Source organism: Microbacterium lacus (assembly GCF_039531105.1).
GTDB lineage: Bacteria > Actinomycetota > Actinomycetes > Actinomycetales > Microbacteriaceae > Microbacterium > Microbacterium lacus.
This window is the reverse complement of the sequence record NZ_BAAAPK010000001.1, coordinates 267,899-286,211: the sequence shown is the minus strand read 5'-3', so window position 1 is coordinate 286,211 and position 18,313 is coordinate 267,899. Positions and strand designations below refer to the sequence as shown.

Here is an 18,313-nt window from a genome sequence, read left to right as displayed (position 1 = left end):
ATGGCCACGCCCGCCCCCATCACCGACGTCTCGATCGGCGGTGACGGCATCCGCCTGGGACAGTTCCTCAAGTTCGCCGGGCTGCTCGATTCGGGCGGCGACGTGAAAGAGGCGATCATCGACGGGTTCGTGACCGTGAACGGCGAGGTCGACCGCCGCCGCGGACGCCAGCTGCAGCTCGGCGACGTCATCGGGTTCGAGGGTCGGCGCGTCCGCGTCTGCGCCTGAACCTGTCGGGTGTCGGCGGACCGCACTAGCCTCCCGTCATGGCCAGCTTCGACGACAAGCCTGTGCTGCACGTCGACACGGTCGCGCAGTGGGAGGCCTGGCTGGATGCCGATCCCCACACGGACGGTGTCCGACTGCGCCTGAGGAAGAAGGCGAGCACGCGGCCCGGCATCCTCTACGGCGAGGCGCTCGACATCGCCCTCTGCTTCGGCTGGATCGACGGGCAGTCGAAGTCCCTCGACGCGGACTACTTCCTGCAGGCGTTCACACCGAGACGGGCCCGCAGCCCATGGTCGAAAGTCAACATCGGCCACGTCACGCGGCTCATCGAAGAGGGGCGGATGCGGCCCGAAGGGCAGCGCGAGATCGACCGCGCGAAAGAGGACGGGCGATGGGATCGCGCCTACCGGCAGAGCGACGGCGAGCTCCCGCCCGAGTTGCAGGCGGCGCTGGATGCCGACCCGCTGCTCGCCGAAGCCTTCGCCCGCCAGACGGCGCAGAACAGGTTCGCGATGTCGTTCCGCGTCGCCAACCTGAAGCGACCGGAGTCGCGAGCCGCACGGGTCGCCGAGTACGTCGAGATGCTCAAGCGGGGCGAGAGCCTGCACTGAGACGCGGCGGGCTCAGCCGCGCGCGGCCCGAGCTTCCTCGAGCGCTTCGCCCGCCCACTGGACCTGCTGCGGGGTGCCCCACCGGACGGCGGCCTGCCGCGCGCGCTCGAACGCGGCGATCGCCTCATCGATGCGCCCGGCGTCGAAGGACGTCCAGCCGGCGTTGTTGTGCAGGGCGACGTTCCACCGCAGGGTGCGCTCGTCGGTCACGTCGGCGAGCACCTCCTGCGCCCGCGCCGTCCACCGACCGGCGTGGGCCGGCTCGGCGATCGCGAGCATGTGCAGCGCGTCGACCTGCAGGAACACCAGGTCGGCGGCTGCGGCGACCTCGGCGGCCGAGCGGAAGAACGGCACCGCCGCGTCGGGCTCACCGCGGGAGTTGCGGACCCGACCGCGTTCGAGCACGACCCGCGTCCGCACGGCGGGCGCGTCGGACGTGATGGTGTCCAGAAGCGCGTCCGCCTCGGCGAACCGGTCCTGCAGACCGAGGGCGCGCGCCACCTGCGTCTGAAGCTCTGCCCGGACACCGGGGTCCACCGCGCTCTCGGCGGCCTCGCGCAGACGCTTCTCTGAGGCGGGGGCGTCGGAGAAGTCCCACAGCAGGTCGAGTTCGGGCTGGGCGAGCGGCATCGGCTCGAAGGTACTCCCGCGCGCCGCCGACGATCAAGACTCCGCGAGGGGCCTCGCGCGGAGCCAATCGTCGAAGCCGATCGTCGCCGTCTCGGCCGAGCCGTCGCCGCGCAACGCGCCCGACGCGAGGCCGCGCCCGTACGCACCGGGGAAGCGCATCTCGAGGACGCGACGACGGATGCCGCGCTCGGCATACATCCGGCGCACCATGTCGGCGAGCACCTCGTCACGCGGTCCGACGAGGTCGGTCGCCCGCCCCCGCGGCGCACCCTCGGCGAGCATGACCAGGTGCTCGGCGACCTCGCGCGCGGCGACGGGTCGCGTGAGCGTCTTCGGCACGATGGTCAGCGGGCCGAGCGTGGTCTGGCGCGCGATCTGCTGCGCGAACTCGTGGAACTGGCTCGTGCGCGCGATCGTGTGCGGCACGGCGGATGCCGCCACCAGGCGCTCCTGCGCGAGCTTGCCCGCGTAGTAGGACGTGTCGATCCCGTCGATGCCCACGATCGAGAGGGTGATGTGATGACCGGTGCCGGCACGCGCTCCGGCGTCGAGGAGCTGCGTGGTGCTCCGCTCGAAGAAGGCGACCGCCTTCCGGGTCGACAGTGTGGTCGCGTTCACCGTATCGATCACGGCATCCGCTCCCCGGAGGCCCGCGTCCAGACCCTGTCCCGTCAGCACGTCGACCCCGACGCTGCGTGACAGCACCACCACCTCGTGTCCGCGTCCGCGAGCCGTCTCGACGACATGGCGGCCGACGGTGCCGGTTCCTCCGGCGACGGCGATTCTCATGCTGCTCCTCCTGAGGCGACGGGACCCTCCCGAACCACCTCACTGATCTGACGACGCAGCGCTGCGAAATGTGAGGTCAGTCGGCTTCGAGTGGCATCCATGCGGTGAGCTTTCGCGGATCCATGACGATCCACACGTCGGTGATCCGCGCATCCTCGACGTGGAACGCCGTGATGCCGACCAAGGTGTCCCCGGCCAGCATCCCGTACGCGAGACCGTCGGCAGTGCGAAGCTCCTCGAATCGGATGTCGGGCTGCTTCTGCAGCACGCCCAGTAGGTACCGCGCGACCCGGTCCGACCCCCGCACGACATTGGGTGCCACGCGCACCACGTCGCCACCGTCCGCGCGGGCCTCGACCTCGGGGGCGAGGGTCCGCAGCAGTGCGGTGATATCACCCTCCCGCGCCGCGACCTGGAACGCGCGCACCACGTCCTCGTGCTCGCCGGGCTCGACGACTCGCGTGCGTCCGGCCCGGACGCGACGACGCGCCGCGGTGGCGAGCTGCCGGGCTGCCGGCGCGGAGCGTCCGATGATCTCGGCGACCTCCGCGAAGGGCACGGCGAAGACATCGTGCAGCACGAAGGCGACGCGCTCCAAGGGAGTCATCGACTCGAGCACCAGGAGCAGCGCCGTGTTCACCTCATCGTCGCGCACCGCGTGCTCCAGAGGGTCCGCCGGCGTCCCTTCGGCGAACAACCCGGCCGGTACCGGCTCGGGCAACCACTGCCCCGACGACTGCTCCCGGCGCGCGTGCGCCGACCCGATCAGGTCCAGAGCGATGCGGGAGGCGACATGGGTGAGCCAGGCGGCGGGAACCCGGATGGCGTTGCGCTCTCGATCATCGAGTCGGTACCAGCGGATATAGGTCTCCTGGACGATGTCCTCGGCGTCCGCCAGCGTCCCCGTCATCCGGTAGGCGAGGGAGAGGAGTCGTCGACGCTCGTGGACAGCCACGTCGGAAGGCTCGGATGCGTTCATTCGGCCGACGCTCCGGACCGATGGCGCAGAGGAGAGAGGCTGAGCGCGACCGCCGCGAGGGCGAACACGACCGTGACGCCCGCCAGGACGGGTGCCTCGCCGACCGCGCCGGCGAGGACGCCGGCGAGCAGCGCGCCGACAGCCGCCAGAGTGCGGTTCGCCGATCGTCGGAACGCGTTGGTGCGCCCGAGCAGCTCGTCAGGAGTCTCCCTCTGCCAGAAGCCCATCTCGTGGGCGTTCTCCACGCCGGCAGCGAGGCCCTGAACGGCGAGTCCCGTGAAGAGGAGAGGCAGCGCGATCGGGGTCGTCGGCGCCACCAGAACGAGCAGCCAGGCGAGCGGATACGCCCAACGAGAGAAGATCACGGCGCGACCGGAACCGAGCCGGCGCCCGACCGCGGGGGCCAGGGACGCGCCGACCAGACTCGCGAGACCGAAAACCGTGAACAGCAGACCGAAAGCGAACGGGGAGAGTCCGAGGGTGCGCAGCGCCAACAACGACAGCACGGTCAGGGCCGCACCGTTCGCGAGGAACCACATGTGGGTGGACACGGCGAGCGGCGTCAGCGTGGGGTGGCGGTAGGCGAAGCGCAAGCCTTCGCCGATCTCGGTCCAGAGCTTGCGCCGCGGCGCGCTCGCGCGCGGCTCGGTCACCTTCACCCCGGCGACGAGCACCGCTTCGATCAGGTAGCTCACGGCATCCACGGCGATCGCGATCGGGGCGCCGAGCAGACCCACCAGGCCGCCGCCCAGGGTCGGGCCGAGAGTCTGGGCGGCGGCATCCGTCTGGTCCAGACGCGCGTTCGCCGTGACCAGGTCCTCTCGGCGGACGAGCCGGGGGAGCAGCGACTGCGTGGCCGCGAAGCCGAACACCGAGAACGACCCGAAGGCGAGCAGAGCGAGCACGAGCATCCAGATCTGCAGCACACCGGTGAGCCACAGCACCACGATCGCGCCGAGTGAGAGCGCGCGGCCGACGCTCGCCCAGATGAGCGTCTGCGTGCGCCTCCACCGGTCGACGTAGACGCCGGCGAACGGGCCGAGGAGACCGTAGGGCAGGAACTGCGCGGCGCTCACGAGGCCCACCTGCAGCGGCGAAGCACCCAGCACCTGAACGACGAGCACCGGCATGGCCACCGCAGTGACCGCGGTGCCGAACGAGCTGGTCGCCGCTGCCGCCCAGTACCGCGCGAACGCCCCGGTCTTCACCCTCCGTGCTCGTCTCCCCGCGAGACGGTCATGTGGACGGGCCGATGAAGATCGCCGCGATCGGCAGCAGGAGCAGGATGCCGAGCACGCCGCCGACGATCGACAGCACGAACCGCGTGCCGCGGCGCACCGCGACGATCACACCGATGATCGCGAGGACGAGGGCGATGACACCGGCGACGCCGAGCACGGGGATCAGGATGATGCCGAGCCACCAGATCGCATTCATCTCGGGGATCAGCCCGATGAGGAAAACCAGGAGCGACGGTACGAGCGCCAGGCTCGCGACGACGATCGCGATCAGGCCGAGGACGTCGAGGCGGCGCTTCTGCACGGGGGCGGCCGGGGGCGTCGTCATGTCGGTGAACTCCTCTGCGGCGCGGGCTTGCTCTGCGATCCTATGGGCGGGAGGCGGCGCGCTGGCAGGAGGAAAGCTCGGCTCCGAACCCCGCGCGCAGGTTCTCCTGACAGCGCCGCAAGAAATCTTCAGGGCCGATGTCGATTCCGCCCCACGCCGATCGACGCAATAGTGAGAGGGCGAACAAGAGCCCTCGGAGCGAAGCGCAGAGGCGCTGAGAAGGAGTCGAAATGAAGCACATGCTGATCATGCGGGCGACGCAGGAAGCCGTGGACAACTACGAGAACATGGACTTCGAGGCCGTCATCAACGCGATGGGCGCGTACAACGAGGCCCTGATGAAAGCCGGCGTCATGGTCGGCGGTGACGGCCTCGCGCCTGAGCCGGGCTACGTCGTGGAGTTCACCGCGGAGGAGCCCGTCGTCAGTGACGGCCCCTACGGCGAGGTGCACGAGCTGTTCAACGGCTTCTGGATCCTGCAGACCTCGACCGCCGAGGAGGCGCTCGAGTGGGCCAAGCGCTGCCCGCTCGGACCCGGCAACAAGCTCGAAGTGCGTCGCGTGACCGACGAGTCCGACTTCGCGGACTACGCGGACAACGAGTACATCCAGAAGGAGAAGGAGTGGCGCGCCGAGGAGGCCGCCAAGGCGTGACCTCGGCATGACCGACGAGACCCGCCGCGAGGTCGAGGCCGTCTGGCGCATCGAAGGCATCCGGATCGTCGCATCCGTCGCCAAGATGACCGGCGATCTCGGCCTCGCCGAGGACGTCGCGCACGATGCCGTACTCGAGGCGCTGCGCGCGTGGCCCGCCACAGGTGTCCCGAGCAATCCGGGCGCCTGGCTGACCGCGGTCGCCAAGCGCCGCGCGATCGACTCGTGGCGCCGGCGCGGCGCGCTGGATGACCGGTACCGGCAGATCGCGCACTCGCTGGACGCGGCATCCGACGACGAATGGATGCCGATCGACGACGACGTGCTCCGCCTCGTCTTCACCGCGTGTCACCCCGTCCTCTCGCGCGAATCGCAGGTCGCGCTGACGCTCCGGGTCGTGGCGGGGCTGTCGACCGACGAGATCGCGCGCATGATGCTCACGAGCGTCCCGACCGTGCAGGCGCGCATCACCCGGGCGAAGAAGTCGCTCGCGGCGGCGAATGTGCCGTTCGAGACGCCGGATCCGTCGGAGTGGAAGGCGCGGCTGACGGCGGTGCTGGGCGTGATCTATCTCGTCTTTACCGAGGGCTATGCCGCGACCGGGGGCGACCGGTGGGTGCGGCCGGATCTCGCCGACGAGGCGATCCGCCTCGGCCGAACGGTATCCGTGCTGCTGCCCCACGAACCCGAACCGCTCGCGCTGGTCGCGCTCATGGAATTCCAGCGCTCGCGGTTCGCCGCGCGTGAGGAGCGCGACGGCACACCGGTGCTCCTGGCAGACCAGGACCGCCGCCGCTGGGACCACGGCCAGATCGCGCGCGCGAACCTGCTGCTCGCCCGCGCCGACGCCGCCGCGGCTGCGCGTCATGTCGGTCGCGGCGCCTACGCGCTGCAGGCGGCGATCGCGCAGTGCCACGCGATCGCGCCGAGCGTGCAGGAGACCGACTGGGCGCGGATCGTGCTGCTGTACGACGTCCTCGGCCGCATCGCGCCGAACCCGATCGTGGAGCTCAACCGTGCGGTCGCGGTGTCGATGGCGTCGGGCCCGGCAGAAGCCCTGGCGATCGTCGACGCTCTCGAGCAGTCCGGCGCGCTGCCGGGCTCGCACCTCGTGCCGAGCGTGCGCGGCGAACTGCTCTCGCGACTCGGTCGCGCGGACGAGGCCCGGTCGGAGCTGCTGACGGCTGCGGCGCTCACCGCGAACGAGGCCCAGCGGCAGGTGCTCACCGCGAAAGCAGACGCCCTGCGCGGGTGACCTGTCCTCCCTCTCCATTATCCCGCGAGGAGGGGGGCTTGCGGCAAGACCCCCTCCTCGCGCGAGAATCGCAGGTCGCGCGGGTAATCCGCGCGCCAGACAAGGGGGCCGGATGCCGCATTCCACCGAGACCGACGAGATCTTCGCCCTGCCGCCCCGGCTGCATGCCAAGGCGACCGATGCGCTGATCGGAGACGATCGGAGGCACTTCGCCCACGTCGCAGCCGCCCTTGCCCAGACCCGCGCGGACGCGGAGGTCCGGCTCGCCGCGGCGCGTCGGGCGCCTGCCGGCTCCGGACAGCGGGCACTCGAGCGCGACCTCGACGTGCAGCGACTCAGCGCACGCGCGCGGGTGCTCGGCCGCTTCGGCGTCGACGTGTGCATCGGCAAGATGGTCGATGTCGAGGGTCGCGCCTCGTACATCGGCCGGTTCGGCCTGGCCGATGACGACGAGGACCGGCTGCTGACGGATTGGCGGGCGCCGGCATCCGAGCCGTTCTTCGCCGCGAGCGCGCTGCACCCCATGGGGCTTGCGCTGCGCCGCCGCTACCGATGGAGCGGCGGGCGCATCGTCGACTACTGGGACGAGGTGTTCGCAGCGGACGGCGTCGATCACTCGGCGGCGCTGGACGACGAGTCGGCCTTCATCGCGAGCCTCGGAGCGAGTCGGTCGGCGAAGATGCGCGATGTGCTCGCGACGATCCAGACCGATCAGGACGCGATCATCCGGGCGGGCGCCCGCGGTGCGCGCGTCGTCGACGGCGGTCCCGGGACGGGCAAGACCGTCGTCGCCCTGCACCGGGCGGCGTACCTGCTGTACGCGGATCCGACGCTCGCCGGCGCGGGCGGTCTGCTGTTCGTCGGGCCGCACCGGCCGTATGTCGACTACGTCGACGACGTGCTGCCGGGCCTCGGGGAGGACGGTGCCCTCGTATGCGCGATCCGCGATCTCGTGCCGGACGCGGGTCCGGTCGGACGCGAGGAGGATCCGGCCGTACGGAGGGCGAAGGAGAGTGCCGTGCTGGTCGACGGGATCGAGGCGGCGGTGCGGCTGTGGCAGCGGCCGCCCGGTCGTACACTCGCGATCGACACCGCCTGGGGCGATGTCGTCATCGGTCCCGCGGAGTGGGCGGAGATCTTCGAGGCCGATGACGGCGCCGCGCACAACACCGTCCGCGCGCAGGCGTGGGAGCGGCTGATCGACCTGCTCACGGAGCGCGTCGACGACCTCGCAACGCCTGCCGACGACCGGTGGAGCGACGGATGGGGCGACGCGTCGAGGCCTCGGGAGCGCGACTTCGACGCGTACGGACGGGATGCCGGGCAGGAGGAGTCCGTGCGCGAGGCGCTCGAGAGCGACGAGGCGATACGTGCGGCGTTCGACCGGATGTGGCCGCTGCTGGACCCGGACGCGCTGCTGCGGGGACTCCTGTCGTCGGCCGACATGCTGCGACGATGCGCGTCCGGATTCGGGGAGGCCGGCATCCGCGCGCTCGTCGACGCACCGGCGGCGTGGACCGACGTCGACGGACCGCTGCGGGATGCCGCCCGCTTCGCCGTCGGAGACCCGCGGGCGCACGTGCGGGCGGAGCGGGCGCGGCGCGAGGCGGCTGCGGAGGAGCGCGTGCGGGCGGACGTCATCGGCGATCTGATCGCCGCCGACGACGGCGACCTGAGGATCATGTCGATGCTGCGCGGGCAGGATCTGCGCCGGACGCTCGCCCGTCGTGACGCGGCGCCCGATGACGTGCTCGCCGGGCCGTTCGGGCACATCGTGGTCGATGAGGCGCAGGAGCTCACCGAGGCGCAGTGGCGAATGGTGCTGCGGCGGTGTCCGTCGCGGAGCCTCACGATCGTGGGCGACCGGGCACAGGCGCGCGCGGGCTTCGCCGAGTCGTGGACCGAGCGTCTGTCGCGCATCGGCGTCGACCGGGTCACGGTGTCCACGCTCGGGGTGAACTACCGCACCCCCGAAGAGGTGATGGAGGTCGCGGGGCCGGTCATCCGCGCCGCGCTGCCGGACGCGAACGTGCCGGTCTCGATCCGCCGGACGGGGGTGCCGGTGCGGCGCGCTCGCCGCGACGAGCTGTCGGCCATCCTCGACGCGTGGGAGGAGCGGTCGCCGGACGGCACGGCGGTCGTGATCGGGGATGCCGACGCCTCACCGCGCGAACGGGTGCGCGTGCTCACGCCCGAGCTGGTCAAGGGCCTCGAGTTCGATCTCGTCGTGCTCGTGGATCCGGAGTCGTTCGGCCCGGGTCTGACCGGCGCGGTCGACCGGTACGTGTCGATGACGCGCGCGACCCAGCAGCTCGTGCTGCTGTCCTGACCGTCAGGCGAACGCGACGTACGGGCCGGGCTTGTCGGGTTCGATGAACCGGAAGGCCGGCGTCAGGCCCGCCCGTTCGAGGAGTCCGACCTGGTGGGTGAAGAGCTCGTTGGTCACGAACACCGTCCGCGCCGCCTTCCACTCGTCGCGGAACCACGGCCGCAGCGCTGCGAGCAGCCGTGCGTCCGTCCCGGTCGCGGCGCGGGTCGCCCGGACCCAGAAGTAGACGACGGCATCCTGCACGAGCCACATCTCTCCGGTCAGCGGGGTGACCGTCGCCTGCGCGAGGAAAGACGCCGTCGGGGCGAAGACGTAGACGCATCCCAGGCACTCGGAGTCCGACGGATCGACGACCGTGAACGTGAAGGCGCGGCCCTCGGCGTGCCGGCGCTCGAGGTCGACGAGGTCCTCACGGTTCGCCTCGACGGTGAAGTCCTCCGCGGGCCAGCTCGACTGCTCCCACACGCGCAGATCGGTGCGCGTCTCCATCACCGCCGCGTGGTCGCGCGCGGCGTCCGCGGCGGTGATCGGGCGCAGGGCGAACTCTTCGGTCGCCAAGGATCTCGGGACGAGCGGGAACGGCATCCGACCACCCTCGCACGTTCGGCACTCAGACGGTTCTCAGGAAGAGGCCCATTCGGGCGCATAGAATCGTCGCACCAAGGGGAGTACTCCGACACGGCCGGCTCGTCATTACGGATGCGATCGCATCCCGGGCCCCCGGTCCTCGATCTCGAGGATGGAGAAGACCTTGGCGCTGAATCGTCAACGCCAAGGATGGGAACCCCTGCTGTGAACGTCACTCCGCTCGTCTGGATCATCACGATCGCGGTCACGATCGCCTTCTTCGTCTACGAGTTCTACGCGCACGTCCGCAAGCCCCACGAGCCGTCCATCGGCGAATCGGCGCGCTGGTCAGCCTTCTACATCGGCCTCGCGCTGCTGTTCGGCGTGGGCATCGGCATGGTCTCCGGCTGGACCTACGGCGGCGAGTACTTCGCCGGCTACCTGACCGAGAAGGCCCTGTCGATCGACAACCTCTTCGTCTTCCTGATCGTCATGGCCGGCTTCGCCGTGCCGAAGATCTATCAGCAGAAGGTGCTGATGATCGGCATCGTGATCGCGCTCATCATGCGCGGTGCGTTCATCGCCGTCGGTGCCGCACTCATCGAGAACTTCTCCTGGGTGTTCTGGATCTTCGGCGGTCTGCTGCTGTTCCTCGCCTACCGCCAGGCGTTCGCGCACGGCGAGTCCGACCCCGCGAACGGCAAGTTCATGCGGTTCGTGCGGCGCCACCTGCCGGTCAGCGACGAGTACAACGGTGACAAGCTCACCGTCGTGAAGGACGGCCGCCGCTTCGTCACGCCGATGCTCCTCGTGATCGTCGCGATCGGCTTCGTCGACCTGATCTTCGCCGTCGACTCGATCCCCGCGATCTACGGACTCACGAACGAGGCGTACATCGTGTTCACCGCGAACGCCTTCGCTCTCATGGGGCTGCGCCAGCTGTTCTTCCTCATCGGCGGGCTGCTCGAGCGCCTCGTGTACCTCGCACAGGGACTCGCGGTCATCCTCGCCTTCATCGGCGTGAAGCTGCTCATCCACGCGCTGCACAAGAACGAGCTGCCGTTCATCAACGGCGGGGAGCCCTGGAAGGTCATCCCCGAGATCCCGATCTGGGTTTCGCTCCTGTTCATCGCCGGCACGATCGCGGTCGCAACCGTCGCGAGCCTGATCAAGACCCGCAAGGACCGCATCCGCGAGCCCGAAGAGGTCACCGAGCAGATCGCCGAAGCGCGCGACCCGCGCTAGCCGTCTGCAGAACTCCACGGATTCGAGCCGTCCGAGCCGGATCGCGCCGCAGATCGGCGCCGACGCTACCGGATCCGTGGAGTTCTGCATCCCTTCCCCACCCACCCCGTTCACCGCCCAAGGAGACCCCGTGAACACCGCGCGCCGAACCGACGCGTCCGCAGATCCCGATAGACCCGGTGCCGGGATGACCCCCGGCACCACCGGATCGGAGCATGACCGATGACCGCCGACCTGCTGTGGAACATCGGCCTGGTGATCCTGTTCGTCCTGATCGGCGGCGTCTTCGCCGCGACCGAGATGGCCCTCGTGACGCTGCGCGAGAGCCAGATCAACGCGATCTCGGCCCGCGGTCGCCGGGGCCGGAAGGTCGCGGATCTGGCCCGCAACCCCAACACGTTCCTCTCGGCGGTGCAGATCGGCGTGACCGTCGCCGGGTTCGCCTCGGCGGCGTACGGCGCGACCTCGATCGCGCCGTCCGTCGCGCCGCTGTTCGTCTGGCTCGGCGCCGCGGAGCCGCTGGCGCTGACCCTCGCGACCCTCGTGCTCACCCTGGTGATCGCCTACCTCTCGCTCGTGCTCGGCGAGCTCGTCCCCAAGCGCCTCGCGATCCAGCGCAACGCGCAGTTCGCGTACGCGATCGCGCCGGTGCTCGACGGCTTCGCCACCGTCATGAAGCCGGTCATCTGGCTGCTGTCGGTGTCCACGAACGCGCTCGTGCGCCTGCTCGGCGGCGATCCGCACAAGACCGCCGACGAGATGAGCGACGAGGAGATCCGCGACATCGTCGCGAGCCACCAGGGTCTTCCGGAGGACGAGCGCCGCATCCTCGATGACGTCCTGTCCCTCCGCGGCCGTCAGATCAGCGAGGTCATGCGACCGCGCCCGGAGGTCGTCGCGCTCGACGAGACCGCCACGATCGCCGACGCCCTGGTGCAGGTGCGCGATCTGCCGTTCTCGCGGTTCCCGGTGTCGGATCGCTCGATCGACGACATCACCGGTTTCGTCCACGTGCGCGATCTCTTCGAAGCGGACGACCCGGGCGAGCCGATCCAGCGGATCGCGCGGCCGATCGCGTACGTGCCGGCGACCGCGCGCGTGCTGCCCACACTGACCCGCCTGCGTGCCGGCGGACATCAGATCGCCGTCGTCGTCGACGAATACGGCGGCACCGACGGCATCGTGACGCTCGAGGACCTCGTGGAGGAGGTGGTCGGCGAGATCTTCGACGAGTACGACACCGCCGCCGACCCGGCGACCTCCGGCGGCGAGGTGGACGGACGGTTGAACCTGCAGGACTTCGAAGAGCTCACCGGCCTCCAGCTGCCGCGCGGCGCGTCCGACACGATCGCGGGCTTCGTCGTGGAGCAGCTCGGACGGCTCGCCGTCGTCGGCGACACGATCGAGGTCGAGGGCGGGACGATCCAGGTGACCGAGCTGGATCGGCGCCGCATCGCCGCCGTGCGGGTGGCGCACCGGGCTCCGGTCGCCGAGGACGCCGCCGGCTGACCCAGCCCGCGTGTGCGCAACTCCTCAGATCTCGGCCGATGCAGGTGGATTCCGGCTGTCCAGCCTCTTCTGCGTCGCGCTCCGAGGAGTTGTGCACGGCCGCGCGCGCTGACCCGGGCGACCGGCAGTCTGGGTACGCTCGAAACCCACGCCGCGCACGAGGAGGCCGGATGACCCGCACGCTCCGGACGGACGCCGTGACCGCCGTCGTGCTCGCGGTCACCGCCGTCGCCGTGCTCGTCGTCGGACAGGGGAAGCCCTGGCTCGCGCTTCCGGTGACCGCGACCTTCGCGCGCCCGCCCGAAGCGCCGGTGCGCTCGTCTGCGGAGCTCGCGCTCGCCGGGGCATCGGTCCCGGTCGCCGACGTCCAGCTGCCCGTCGCCGTCGCCGTCCTCCTGCTCTTCCTCGCGGCGATGCGGCTGCTCTCGCTCGTCCCGACGGTCCGCATCCGACGCGGGCGGGCGAGGGATGCCGACCACCACGCGTCCCGCTGGATCGAGTACTCGCAGGTGGGCGGCGTCGCCACGTTCCTGGTCGCCCAGCTCAACGGCATCACCGAGGTGACCTCGCTCGTGCCGCTCTACGCACTCGGCGCGACCGGTGGGCTCTTGCTGTCGCTGCACGACCGGCGGACCGCGACCGCACGCGCGGGCCTCTGGGCCTTCGGCTTCGGGTCCGCCGTCGCCGTGGTGCCGTGGGGCGTGATCGCGTTCGCGCAGATCGGCGGGACGATCGTCGGCGTGGGGGTCGGCATCCCGACCCGGATCATCACGATCGCGGCCCTGCTCGCGATCGCGGCGGTGTGGGTGGGGGTGTGGGCCCTCGGACGGGGCGAGCGCTCGCCCGAGGTCGGCGGGCGCGTCGACCGGATGCTGGCCCTCACGATTCCGCTCGCGCCGCTCGTCCTGACCGTCGCGGTGCTGGTCGGGTGACGGCGATGACGCTCAGCTCGGACGCCCCGGCCCTGGCCGGGCGTGCGGTGATCGCGCAGCGGTGGAGCGGCGCGGTGTTCGTGCACTGGCGCGTGCCGCCGGAGACGGTGGAGAGGATGCTGCCGCACGGGGTGCGCCCGGACACGTTCGACGGGTCCGCGTGGGTCGGGCTCGTGCCGTTCGTGCTGTCGGACTTCCGTTTCCTGCCGCTCCCTCCTGTGCCGCTCCTCGGCACGTTCGCCGAGATCAACGTCCGCACGTACGGCATCGATGATGCCGGGCGACGGAGTGTCGTCTTCCGCACGCTCGAGGCCGAGCACCTGCTCCCCGTGCTGGCGGCGCGTGTCCTGTTCGGCCTGCCGTACCGCTGGGCGCGCATCGGCGTGCGTGCGAGCGATGACGTGATCGAATACCGGTCGCGCCGTCGCCGCGTCGACGGGCGCGCGACCGGCCCCGGCACCCGCATCGCCGTCCGGGTGGGTGACACCCCTGTCGACACCCCGCTCTCGCGCTTTCTGACCGCCCGCTGGGGCTTCCACGAGACGCACCTCGGTCGCACGCGGTGGGCGGCGAACGAGCACCCGGCGTGGCCTCTCGTGGATGCCGACCTCCTCGCCCTCTCCGACGACCTCGTCTTCGACGCCGGGTTCGGCGAACTCGCCGGCAGGGCACCCGATTCGGTGCTGGCGATGCCGGCCCGGCACCCGGGTTTCCTCACGAGCTTCGCCGCGCCCGTCATCGTCCCGACCTCGAAAGGACACCGATGATCACCGTCGTCGAGACCGTGCAGATCGCCCACCCCGCCGAAGGGGTGTTCGCCTTCATCGCCGAGCCCACCAACCGGCCGCGATGGGACGAGACCGTCGTGTCGGAGGAACTGACCTCGGATCCTCCGCTGCGCGCCGGCAGCACGCTGCGCTCGCAGCTGCGGGCGATGGGACGGGAGGTGGAGTTCCACTGGCGCGTCACGGCGTACGAGCCGCCGCGGCTCATGTCCTTCGTGAGCACCGAGGGGCCGCTGGAGACGTCGCTGGTGCTCCAGCTGGCGGCGTCCGAGCAGACGACGCTGCTGACGGCGACGATCGAGGCGACCCCGTCGGGGATGATGCGGCTGTTCGAACCGGTGATCGGCGAGGGCGTGCGCAACAACCTCGCGACCGGGCTGGAGCGGATGAAGGCGCTGCTGGAGGCCTAGAGCACGATCACCGTCGTACCCGCTGCGGTCGACGGCGCGGACATCGCGACGAGCGCGGCGGGGGCCTCATCGAGGGTGATCGTGCGCCCAAGAAGGGCGGCAGGATCGAGGATGCCGCGCGCGATCTCATCGAGCATCGCCGGGTACTCGTGCGCGGACATGCCGTGGCTGCCGAGCAGTTCGAGTTCGAGCGCCAGGATGCGGCCGAGGTCGACCGCGGGGTCGGCGTCCCGGCCGGCGAGGAGCCCGACCTGGACGTGCCGACCGCCGGGGCGCAGGCAGCCGAGCCCGTGCCGCACGAGCTCGGCGCGGCCGATCGCCTCGATCACGACGTGGGCGCCGCCCGAGGTCGCCGAGCGGAGGCGCTCGTCGAGGCCGGGTGCTGCGGCCTGCAGGAGCTCCGCCGCTCCGAGGCGCCCGGCGAGCTCGAGCGCCGCCGGAGACACGTCGACCGCGACGACACGTGCGCCGCGGGCGCGGGCGACGAGGATCGCCGCGAGACCGACGCCGCCGCATCCGAAGACCACGACCTCCTCGCCGGGCGCCACCCGCGCGCGGTTCGACACCGCGCGATAGGCGGTGGCGAAGCGACAGCCGAGTCCTGCGGCGGTCGCGTCGTCGATCTCATCCGGCACCGCGACGAGGTTGACGTCGGCGTGGTGCACGACGACGCGCTCGGCGAAGGATCCGTCGCGGTCGAAACCCGCCTGGGTCTGCTGCGGACAGATGCTCTGACGGCCCTCGAGGCAGGTCGGGCACGTGCCGCACGCGTTCACGAACGGCGCGGTGACGCGCGCGCCCGGAGCCCAGTCCCGGACGTCCGCGCCGACGGACTCGACGACGCCGACGTATTCGTGTCCCGGAATATGGGGGAGGGCGACCGTCGAGTCGTGCCCCTGCCAGGCGTGCCAGTCGCTGCGGCACACGCCCGTCGCCGTCACGCGGATCACCGCCCCGTGCGCGGGAGGCGTGGGGTCGGCGACCTCGACGACGACGGGGGTCTCGGTGAAGGTCGAGAAGCGGACGGCTCGCATCCGGTCATCCTCGCACGGCTCGCGCGGGCGTCGCGGTCGGTCGGAGTCGCCCCGATCGGGCATCATGGCACGGTGGATGCTGAACTGCCGCGCGTGGTCGTGGTCGGTGCCGGCAGTGCAGGGTGTGTGCTGGCGGCGCGAATCGCCGATCGCTACGACGTCACGCTGATCGAGGCGGGCCGACCCGTGACGGCGGGACGCGCCGACCGGGCGCTCGACGCCGCGGTCGCGCACCCCGAGACCTGGGCGCTGCCCGCGCGACTCACCGACGACATCGCGGGCCGGGCGCGGCCCGGGCGCGCGGTCGGCGGGTCGTCCGTGGTCAACGGCGGGTACTGGCTGCTTCCCGATGCTGTCGACCTGGAGGCGTGGCATGACGCGGGCGGCGACGCATGGGATCCCGATCGGGTGCGGGCGGTGATGCGCGACCTCGGCGACCGGATGCAGGCCCACCCGTCGCCGGCGACGCACCCGGTCGCGCGTGCGTTCGCCGATGCGGCGGGCGGAAGCGCAGTGGCTGTGCCGACCACGATCGTCGGCGGTGCCCCCCGGACGGCGGCCGAGGCCTTCCTCGATGACCGCGTGCACGTGCGCAGCGACTGCCGGGTTCTGCGGGTCGTGTTCGCGGACGGCCGCGCGGTCGGCGTCGAGGTCGCGGACGCCGACGGCGAGCTGTCGGTGATCGACGCCGATGAGGTCGTGCTGTGCGCGGGCGCCTTCGGCACGGCGCGCCTGCTGCTCGCGTCCGGCCTCGGTCCCGCCGGAATGCTGCAGGTCGACTCGGTGGCCGACCTGCCGGGTGTGGGCACCGGGTTCAGCGATCACCCCACGGTGTGGGTCGAGTGGATGCCGCGCCCCGGCGCCCCCGTTCCAGGCCCGCGTCCCGAGGACGAGCACGGAGCGTTCCCGGTCGCGCTGCGGATCGGCGCGGACGGGGGCGCGGGGGACGCGCTCGAGATCCTCGCCTGCACGCAGCCGCCCGCCCCCGAGCCGGATGCCCGCACGCTCGGGCTCATCGTCGGGCTGCAGCGCCCCCGCTCGCGCGGGACGGTGCGTCCGGCATCCGCTCACCCGCTCGCCGCACCCGCGATCGCGTACCACTACCTCGAGGACGAGGCTGATCGGGCCGCGTTGCGGTTCGGAGTGCGCCGCGCGGTTGGGATCCTCGCCGCGCCGGCGTTCGCCGAGCTCGTGGAGGAGCTCGCCGACCTCGATCCGGCCACTCTGGACGACGATGCTCTGCTGGACGCGTGGATCGTCCGGCACCTGGGCAGCGCCGCGCACACGTGCGGCACCGCGCCGATGGGCGCCGCGGACGACCCGCTTGCGGTCGTGGACGGCGCCGGGCGGGTCCGGGGTGTGCCGGGTCTGCGCATCGCCGACGCGTCCGTGCTCCCCGTCGTGCCCTCGTGCGGGCCGGTCGCCGCAGTGATGGCCGTCGGCGCGATCGTCGCCGACCAGATGTAGCCCCCTGCCGCGCGCGAGAGGGCACGAATGCACCTCTCGCACGGCGTGTTGCCCTACAAAGGTGCCCTCTCGCGGGGAGCAGTCAGGCGCGGAGCGCGGCGAGCACTCGGTGCGCGACCCGGTCGCCCGAGACGAGGGCGCCCTGGATCGACGCGGTGTCCCGGTGGTCGCCGGCCACGAAGACACCCGGGGCGAGGCGGGCCGGCGAGGTCACCCGCAGCGGCGGATCCTGCGCGGGCAGGGCGTCGGGGATGTCGTCCCGGCGCAGCAGCCGCCAGTCGGCGACGCTCCGCCCCCAGATGAACGCGAGGTGCCGGCGCACTTCCGGCTCGGTCGCGCCGGGCATCAGGCAGGTCGCCTCGATCAGGTGCATGCCGGTCGGCGCATACGACGGCGCAGTGCGGGTCATCACCACCGTGTTCACGACGGGCCCGGACCGTACCCCGTCGACGCTGAGGAGAGCGGATGCCGAGGGCGGCGCCTCCGCTGCGAACCACCACGTCTGCAGGCCGCGGGTCCGCGGCCGCGGCACGTCGAGCAGGTCGGACACGGCATCCGGCCCCACCGCGACGACGACTGCCCGGGCCGTGCGAGGGTCCCCGCCGTCCACCGACACCTCGACACCGCCCGGCTGGGCTCGGACGCCGTCCACCCGGCGATCGAGGCGGATGCCGCCCCCCGCCGCCCGCACGGCCTCGGCGAGCTGATCCGGCAGAGCGCGGATCCCCCGAGCCGGTACTCCGGGCCGGCCGAGGACGAACATCCGCACCAGGAGCTGCGCGAACGCGTCCGACGTCGCGCCGGAGTCGTCCGCGAGGACACCCGCGAGGAACGGCTCGAGCACTTCTGCGCGCAGCGCTCCGCGGAGCCCCGCGCGGTCCCACCCCTCGCGCAGCGACCGATCTGTCCCGCGGAGCGCCGAACGCGGGCGCAGCAGCACCGGGGCGATCCAGCGGGCCAGGGCGGCGGCATCCGGCACGCTCACCAGGCCACTGCGCAGGGTCGGCACCACGCGCCCGGGATGGCGCAGAGGGTGGTGCAGCTCAGTCACCCCGTGCGCGCGGCGCACGCGCACCCCGACCGGGAAGGACCGCATCTCCAGCGCATCGACGTCGACCCAGCGCCGGACCGCCGGATAGGCGGGGTTCAGCACCTGGAAGCCGCGGTCGAGCAGGAAGCCGTCGACGCGGTCGGTGCGCTGCCGACCGCCCACGTCGTCGGACCGCTCGAGCACCACGACGTCGACGCCCGCGGCGGCGAGCCGGACCGCGCAGCGAAGCCCCGCGAGCCCGGCACCGACGACGATCACCTCGTGTGCGTGCAT

At 71.7% G+C, this 18,313-nt stretch carries 19 protein-coding genes; 11 read left to right on the top strand and 8 right to left on the bottom strand.

Translation table 11 applies throughout. From position 1 onward, the window contains the following. Together ABD197_RS01375 and ABD197_RS01370 are read left to right on the top strand one after the other, a co-directional pair. Complete coding sequence (locus ABD197_RS01375) at positions 1-228, top strand: RNA-binding S4 domain-containing protein (RefSeq protein WP_344050827.1); 228 nt, start codon at positions 1-3, stop codon at positions 226-228. A 38-nt stretch (positions 229-266) separates the two neighbouring features. Beyond that, on the top strand, positions 267-839 hold the full coding sequence (locus ABD197_RS01370) for a YdeI/OmpD-associated family protein (RefSeq protein WP_344050825.1): 573 nt from the start codon (positions 267-269) through the stop codon (positions 837-839). Positions 840-851: 12 nt separating this feature from the next. Here the strand turns inward: ABD197_RS01370 and ABD197_RS01365 are convergent, their stop codons facing one another. The 5 genes from ABD197_RS01365 to ABD197_RS01345 form a co-directional block, all read right to left on the bottom strand. Beyond that, positions 852-1,469 carry a hypothetical protein gene (locus ABD197_RS01365; protein WP_344050823.1) on the bottom strand — a complete coding sequence of 206 codons (618 nt, stop codon included), beginning with the start codon at positions 1,467-1,469 and terminating at the stop codon, positions 852-854. A gap of 33 nt (positions 1,470-1,502) precedes the next feature. Then, entirely contained in the window at positions 1,503-2,258 is a 756-nt protein-coding gene (locus tag ABD197_RS01360) for an SDR family oxidoreductase (RefSeq protein WP_344050821.1), read from the bottom strand. A gap of 76 nt (positions 2,259-2,334) precedes the next feature. Beyond that, positions 2,335-3,213: an RNA polymerase sigma factor SigJ gene (sigJ, locus tag ABD197_RS01355; protein WP_344050819.1), complete on the bottom strand. Its 879-nt coding sequence runs from the start codon at positions 3,211-3,213 to the stop codon at positions 2,335-2,337. A 20-nt stretch (positions 3,214-3,233) separates the two neighbouring features. Then, positions 3,234-4,445 carry an MFS transporter gene (locus tag ABD197_RS01350; RefSeq protein ID WP_344050817.1) on the bottom strand — a complete coding sequence of 404 codons (1,212 nt, stop codon included), beginning with the start codon at positions 4,443-4,445 and terminating at the stop codon, positions 3,234-3,236. 28 nt (positions 4,446-4,473) lie between these two features. Further along, positions 4,474-4,803 (bottom strand): hypothetical protein, encoded by a 330-nt coding sequence (locus tag ABD197_RS01345; protein ID WP_344050816.1) that lies wholly within the window; start codon positions 4,801-4,803, stop codon positions 4,474-4,476. Between the two features lie 230 nt (positions 4,804-5,033). Between ABD197_RS01345 and ABD197_RS01340 the strand changes: the two genes are divergently transcribed. The 3 genes from ABD197_RS01340 to helR all read left to right on the top strand — a co-directional run bounded on the left by ABD197_RS01340 (position 5,034) and on the right by helR (position 9,040). After that, positions 5,034-5,456 (top strand): YciI family protein, encoded by a 423-nt coding sequence (locus ABD197_RS01340; RefSeq protein WP_344050815.1) that lies wholly within the window; start codon positions 5,034-5,036, stop codon positions 5,454-5,456. A 7-nt stretch (positions 5,457-5,463) separates the two neighbouring features. Continuing rightward, the gene (locus ABD197_RS01335) at positions 5,464-6,711 is read left to right on the top strand and encodes an RNA polymerase sigma factor (protein ID WP_344050814.1); all 1,248 of its coding nucleotides are present in this window, start codon (positions 5,464-5,466) and stop codon (positions 6,709-6,711) included. Positions 6,712-6,823: 112 nt separating this feature from the next. Beyond that, the gene (gene helR / locus ABD197_RS01330) at positions 6,824-9,040 is read left to right on the top strand and encodes an RNA polymerase recycling motor ATPase HelR (protein WP_344050812.1); all 2,217 of its coding nucleotides are present in this window, start codon (positions 6,824-6,826) and stop codon (positions 9,038-9,040) included. A 3-nt stretch (positions 9,041-9,043) separates the two neighbouring features. On the opposite strand, the gene ABD197_RS01325 is transcribed toward helR, so the two are convergent. Then, complete coding sequence (locus ABD197_RS01325; protein WP_344050810.1) at positions 9,044-9,625, bottom strand: N-acetyltransferase; 582 nt, start codon at positions 9,623-9,625, stop codon at positions 9,044-9,046. Between the two features lie 207 nt (positions 9,626-9,832). Between ABD197_RS01325 and ABD197_RS01320 the strand changes: the two genes are divergently transcribed. From ABD197_RS01320 to ABD197_RS01300, 5 genes are all read left to right on the top strand, one after another. Continuing rightward, complete coding sequence (locus tag ABD197_RS01320; protein WP_344050808.1) at positions 9,833-10,852, top strand: TerC family protein; 1,020 nt, start codon at positions 9,833-9,835, stop codon at positions 10,850-10,852. Positions 10,853-11,074: 222 nt separating this feature from the next. Beyond that, on the top strand, positions 11,075-12,361 hold the full coding sequence (locus ABD197_RS01315; protein WP_344050806.1) for a hemolysin family protein: 1,287 nt from the start codon (positions 11,075-11,077) through the stop codon (positions 12,359-12,361). A 170-nt stretch (positions 12,362-12,531) separates the two neighbouring features. After that, positions 12,532-13,293, top strand: a complete 762-nt coding sequence (locus ABD197_RS01310) for a hypothetical protein (protein WP_344050804.1) — start codon at positions 12,532-12,534, stop codon at positions 13,291-13,293. Positions 13,294-13,298: 5 nt separating this feature from the next. Beyond that, positions 13,299-14,060, top strand: a complete 762-nt coding sequence (locus tag ABD197_RS01305; RefSeq protein ID WP_344050802.1) for a YqjF family protein — start codon at positions 13,299-13,301, stop codon at positions 14,058-14,060. Then, complete coding sequence (locus ABD197_RS01300) at positions 14,057-14,488, top strand: SRPBCC family protein (protein ID WP_344050800.1); 432 nt, start codon at positions 14,057-14,059, stop codon at positions 14,486-14,488. Before ABD197_RS01305 ends, ABD197_RS01300 begins: the two co-directional genes overlap by 4 nt. Here the strand turns inward: ABD197_RS01300 and ABD197_RS01295 are convergent. Further along, the gene (locus tag ABD197_RS01295) at positions 14,485-15,522 is read right to left on the bottom strand and encodes a zinc-binding dehydrogenase (RefSeq protein ID WP_344050797.1); all 1,038 of its coding nucleotides are present in this window, start codon (positions 15,520-15,522) and stop codon (positions 14,485-14,487) included. The two genes, ABD197_RS01300 and ABD197_RS01295, sit on opposite strands and share 4 nt — an antisense overlap. A 72-nt stretch (positions 15,523-15,594) precedes the next feature. Here ABD197_RS01295 and ABD197_RS01290 point away from each other — a divergent pair, with 72 nt between their 5' ends. Further along, positions 15,595-16,989, top strand: a complete 1,395-nt coding sequence (locus tag ABD197_RS01290; RefSeq protein WP_344050795.1) for a GMC family oxidoreductase — start codon at positions 15,595-15,597, stop codon at positions 16,987-16,989. An 82-nt stretch (positions 16,990-17,071) separates the two neighbouring features. Here ABD197_RS01290 and ABD197_RS01285 read toward each other — a convergent pair whose 3' ends face one another. Then, the gene (locus tag ABD197_RS01285) at positions 17,072-18,313 is read right to left on the bottom strand and encodes an NAD(P)/FAD-dependent oxidoreductase (RefSeq protein WP_344050793.1); all 1,242 of its coding nucleotides are present in this window, start codon (positions 18,311-18,313) and stop codon (positions 17,072-17,074) included.